Genomic DNA, 5,451 nt, shown 5'->3' with positions numbered 1-5,451 from the left:
ATATAAGTCTGCGCTGCAGCAGCTTCTTTGGTTACCTGAGCATTTAATCCGTCACTTAGTGTATTAGAAAGACGATTTGTATTCATGTTCTTAGCTTTTTTTATTACAACAAGCCTGGAACCCTCAAAGTTTTATCTATCGTGTATTTCCTATGTTATAAACCTTCAAATCTATATTTTATAATGATTACCCCATCAACAGAACCAGAAAAATCAAAGAGTGGCTGGTAGACAATTTCATTCTCTGTCTTAATTTTACATGAGGCATATACTTCTAAAAGTTGCTCGCTAACCCGTTGCCAATCCGTACCCGGCCTCACAAACTGGTAAGGCCTGTTCAGAACTTCCAGCTTACTCAATCCCCACATCTTCAACATAGAATCATTGGCCACTTCAATCAACATTTCCTTGCCTTTTACAACACATAAACCAACAGGCACCTGCTGAGTAATGGTTCTTAATCTATTCTCATTTTCAAACAGCCGGAAATTAGCGCGCTGAAGTTCATTTTTTGCTGTCAGTAATTTATCATTAGATTCAGATAGCTCCTCATTAACAGCAAGCAATTCTATATTCATCTGGCTCAATTGTTCATTTAAAACTTCATTCTTCCGTCTTTTATATTCAATAATCTTACTGTTCCGGATGCGTTCGCTAACTTCGGAGGCTGTATGAAGTATACAATAGGTTTCGCCGCTTTCCTTTAAAATGGCGCGATAAGCAAAATCAAAATAGAAGGTTTGCATTTCACTGCCAGACATTAGTTCTGCAGGCATACCCGTGGCTTCAAAGGTTTCTCCGGTACGCCAAACCTCTTTCAAAAGTTCTATGAATGGTTGTACCGCCAGTTCTGGAACCGCATCTTCCAAACGCATCCCCGTAACAGAACTATCCTTGTTCCAAAAAGCAAGCATGGCGTTATTCACAAAATTAATGTGTAGCTCTTCACTGCAGTAAATAGCTGTTGCATCTTGTGAGAGCCTCATAATATCCAGCAATGCTTGATCACTCAAAAATCTGTCCTTAGGAATCATATAGACTTTAAGCCATCAAAAGTAACAATTTACTGGTATACACCAATCTTATTGTTCGAATTCAGGTAAAGCCCAAATGCCTTATGAAGCTTCCCTTATGTTAATCTACCCTGCTATTCCCGAATGATATCTTTGCAGCGCTCTTCAATCAATAAGAACACTGGTTCAAATTCATTATCATCCCAATAAGGGTCTGGGACTTCTCCATCAGGTAAAAACAACTGGACTTTTTTGCGGTCTGCTTCATTACGAGCTAACCTGAGTACATCCCTATTGTTATTACGATCCATAACATAGATCAGATCATACTCATCAAATAGTGCTGCATTAAAATGCTGGGCCCTCTGTCCGGAGATATCAATACCATGAGATTTGGCAACGCGAATAGAGCGTTTATCTGGTTGCTGTCCAATATGCCAGCTACCCGTACCGGCAGAATCAATCTCCCAATCCAGTCCACACTCATCCGCCATGTGCTGCAAAATCCCATGCGCAAGTGGTGAACGACATATATTGCCCAGGCAAACCATTAAAATCTTCTTCTTCTCCATACCAATTGTAAACGCTAATTTATATTTTCTGAGTGTAAACTCATAATTGTTTCATCTGATAACACAGCCGCAGTACGCTTTCGGATGCCTTTTTCATTCAACATTTTTGCAATTTTATTTACCATGTAAATCGATGCTTCAATTTCATCCTTTCTGATGGCCACACTTTCAATATTAAACCCGAAAGGAATGGAACGCTCTGCACAAAAAGCAGTAAGTTCTGAAGCAATATCCAAACAAACGCGAACAGAACTTTCAAGCATATTTTCAGCACGATTAAAATCTTCCTTCAGATCGGGCGGAATATGAATGCCTAACCATTCCATAAAAGTCAACGTCTTTACTGATCCACAAGCTGTAAGCGTAAATATCACCGTTGGAAATTTCTTATTATCATTCTTGCAGGTATGATCCAGATCTTCTACAATCTTCTTCGCATAACTTACATTAAATACACATTGTGAAATGAAATAAGATACCCCGCAACTGACCTTGTTAAGAATCCGTTTATCCTCATCATGCAATACGGCATGCCTTTCAGGAATAGTTACAGCCCCCACTACAGAATTTTTTTCGTGCTTACTCCACAGCTGATAGGCTTCGGGCAAACTGGTTTTAACCGGAAAATCCGGAGCGGGTATCCCCACAAAAACTGGGTAAAACTGATGATGGTGAAGTTCATCCAGCCAATCAGAGAGTTCTTCTTTTGAGAACTTTCCAGCAGGACGATAGATGATCTTCGGAAGATCCAAATCCTGGAGATATCCACTCGCAAATCTAAAAGGATCGTGGGCCTTTAAAAAAGGAAATGGCCGCTCCTCGCAGGTACGGGCAGACTCATCCTGCACATCATATACGATCAATGCGTCAAGGTCCAGATCAACTAGCCTTGCAATAGTGCGGTCAGCAATTTCGGCAATCCGTTCAGGACTTGTTTCGGACTTTGGTGGTGTGATACCGTAAGTTAAAATTCCGGATTCTCCGGATTTGATCTTATTTAAGAACATGAACTATAAACTGTTATGAATCTCGAAAAAACAAGAAGATGTATCCTAATACACCCTCTTCTATTAATTAAATGATACTTTCAACGCTGATCTGGGCTCTTGCCTGTTGAGCAGCAGCGACCATGTTTTCCAGCGCAGCTTTGGTTTCTGGCCATTTACGTGTTTTAAGTCCACAATCTGGATTTACCCAAAGGTTATGTGCTGGCAACAAATCTGCCGCTTTTGCCAAAAGGGATGCCATTTCTTCTGTACTTGGTACACGTGGTGAATGAATATCATATACACCAGGACCAATCTCATTCGGATACTCAAAATGAGCAAAAGCCTGTAACAGTTCCATCTGTGACCTTGAGGTCTCAATAGTGATCACATCGGCATCCATGGCAGCAATATGTTCAATAATATTGTTGAATTCGCTGTAGCACATATGGGTATGTATTTGCGTTTTATCTTGTACCCCACTTGCAGTGATACGGAAAGCTTTTACTGCCCAATCCAGGTAGTGTGGGTGTTTTGATTTTCGTAGTGGCAGTCCTTCGCGGATAGCCGCTTCATCAATCTGAACAATGCCAATACCTGCTTTTTCCAGCGCAACAACTTCATCACGGATAGCAAAGGCGATCTGGTTCGTGGTCACCTCTCTTGGCTGATCGTCGCGCACGAATGACCATTGCAAAATCGTTACCGGTCCGGTCAGCATCCCTTTCATTGGTTTTTCCGTTTGTGCAGCAGCAAATTTGCTCCAGCGTACGGTCATATCTGCAGGGCGGCTCACATCACCATAAATTACCGGAGGCTTTACACAACGGCTTCCATAACTCTGTACCCATCCATTTTTGGTAAACAGGAAGCCATCCAATTGCTCACCGAAATATTCTACCATGTCGTTGCGCTCAAACTCACCGTGCACCAACACATCTAAGCCAATCTCTTCCTGCCAGCGGATCGCATCAATAGTAGCTTGCTCAATTGCCTCTTCGTATTGCTCAAGGGTTAAGTCGCCCTTTTTAAATTTGGCACGCAACTGGCGAATATCGTCCGTTTGTGGAAATGAGCCGATCGTAGTTGTCGGAAAAGAAGGTAAATTGAAACGATCATGATGTAACTTTTGACGCACAGGGAAAGCGCTTTGACGACTTGCATCTGCCTCATTAATTGCAGCTACACGATCTTTAACAGCTTGCTTGTGCACTTTCTGTGAGGATCTCCGGCTATCAATAGCCCTTTTATTGGCCTGCAGCAAATCATGGTTTCCTTCGGCAATTCGTTTTAGTTCACTAACTTCAGTCAATTTTTGTTTGGCAAAGGCCATCCAATTTTTGATTTCCGGATCAATGGCAGTTTCCAGTTCTAAATCAATTGGACTGTGCAGCAAAGAGCAGGATGGTGCGATGATTACCCGATCAGCACCAAGTTTTTTTACCGCTTTATTGATCAGTTTTAAAGACTTTTCATAATCGTTTTTCCAAACGTTACGTCCGTCTACAACCCCTAGAGAAAGCTGAAGTCCATCAGGGATCAGAGCCAATACCTCATCAAGTTGTTCAGGCGCACGGACCAGATCGATATGGAGTGCCGCAACTGGCAAACTCAATCCCAATTGCGTATTGTCTAGTAAGGCTTCAAAATATGTAGCAACCAGCAATTTAACACCACTTACCCGGTTAGATATGGCGCGATAAGCATATTCAAATGCTTCTTTTTCCTTTTTAGAGAGGTCAAGCGACAAGCAAGGCTCGTCCAGCTGGATCCATTTAGCACCTTGTTGTCTTAAGCGATTAATGATATCCACATAAACAGGCACTAATTTTTTGATCAGGTCAATACGTTCGAATCCCGGCTCCTTTTCTTTACCTTGTAGCAGATAACTTACGGGTCCGAGAAGTACCGGTTTGGCCTTTTCCCCAAGCTGTAGTTTTGCAAGGTTATATTCACTAAATAAGTTCTCATTAAAAATCCTGAATTCCTGATTGGCTGTAAATTCAGGCACAATATAGTGGTAATTGGTATCCAGCCATTTCGTCATTTCCATAGCAGTAATATCCAGTCCGTCTTTCTGATAACCACGTGCCATCGCAAAATAAAGATCAATTTCGCTGTTGGATTTGACCTGCGACAGGATCGGCGAATAACGCTGGGGGATAACACCCAGAAGCAAACTGGTGTCCAGTACCTGGTCATAGAAGCTAAAATCATTACAAGGTATAAGATCAATCCCGTCATCCAGCTGAGTTTGCCAGTTCTCTTCCTTGATCTTACGGGCAACGCCGTTGAGTTCGCCGAGGTCAATTTTGCCTGCCCAGTATTGTTCGCAGGCCTTTTTCAGTTGTCTTTGGTTACCAATTCGCGGGTAGCCTAGGTTTTGTGTTTGCATTTCTTTAAAAGATTTGAGTAGAAAAACAGTTTATATTGCTTTTACTATCCTTCCAAAACAGGCAGGTATCCTGGCTTATAACATTTCAACCGTCCTTCCCACCAATTATACTGGCAGTGGACATTATTGGTTAAAACTCTTTTGCGTTATTTACAGTTGCGCGACAGCCCACGATTTTCACATGGTTCCCTTTTAATTCCGATTTCTCGTAAACCTTTCTGGTCGATAAAGTAAAGAACTATTGGTTGCCATACAGTCCAATTACAGGACTAAATTCCAAACAAATATACATAAGCAGATTTAAAAGCTTATTTATCCCCAATAAATAAGCATAAATAACTTTTTAAATAACATAAATAAGCATATTATGCTTTTAACTTATTATTTTTGCTTTCGCTAAAGAAAAATATTCTATGGAAGAATTAGATGATACAGATTTATTACTGCTGAAGATATTAGGCAACAACTCGAACTATACCATAAAAG

General features: G+C 41.1%; 4 protein-coding genes and 1 riboswitch. All 4 genes read right to left on the bottom strand.

Annotation, left to right across the window (positions count from 1 at the left end):
- Positions 1–154: 154 nt before the first annotated feature.
- Entirely contained in the window at positions 155–1,033 is an 879-nt protein-coding gene (locus DBR11_RS18300; RefSeq protein ID WP_108554082.1) for a PAS domain-containing protein, read from the bottom strand.
- A gap of 113 nt (positions 1,034–1,146) precedes the next feature.
- A complete protein-coding gene (locus DBR11_RS18295; protein ID WP_233260813.1) occupies positions 1,147–1,584 on the bottom strand; it encodes a low molecular weight protein-tyrosine-phosphatase in 438 nt (145 codons plus the stop codon).
- 14 nt (positions 1,585–1,598) lie between these two features.
- Positions 1,599–2,591, bottom strand: a complete 993-nt coding sequence (locus DBR11_RS18290) for a methylenetetrahydrofolate reductase (protein WP_108554081.1) — start codon at positions 2,589–2,591, stop codon at positions 1,599–1,601.
- A gap of 67 nt (positions 2,592–2,658) precedes the next feature.
- Positions 2,659–4,965, bottom strand: coding sequence for a 5-methyltetrahydropteroyltriglutamate--homocysteine S-methyltransferase (gene metE / locus DBR11_RS18285; protein ID WP_108554080.1), 2,307 nt, complete (start codon positions 4,963–4,965; stop codon positions 2,659–2,661).
- A gap of 42 nt (positions 4,966–5,007) precedes the next feature.
- Positions 5,008–5,198, bottom strand: a riboswitch (cobalamin riboswitch).
- Positions 5,199–5,451 lie beyond the last annotated feature (253 nt).

The organism is Pedobacter sp. HMWF019, assembly GCF_003061025.1.
In the GTDB taxonomy this organism is placed as follows: domain Bacteria; phylum Bacteroidota; class Bacteroidia; order Sphingobacteriales; family Sphingobacteriaceae; genus Pedobacter.
The sequence above is the reverse complement of the archived record's forward strand: the minus strand, read 5'-3'. Positions and strand labels throughout refer to the sequence as shown.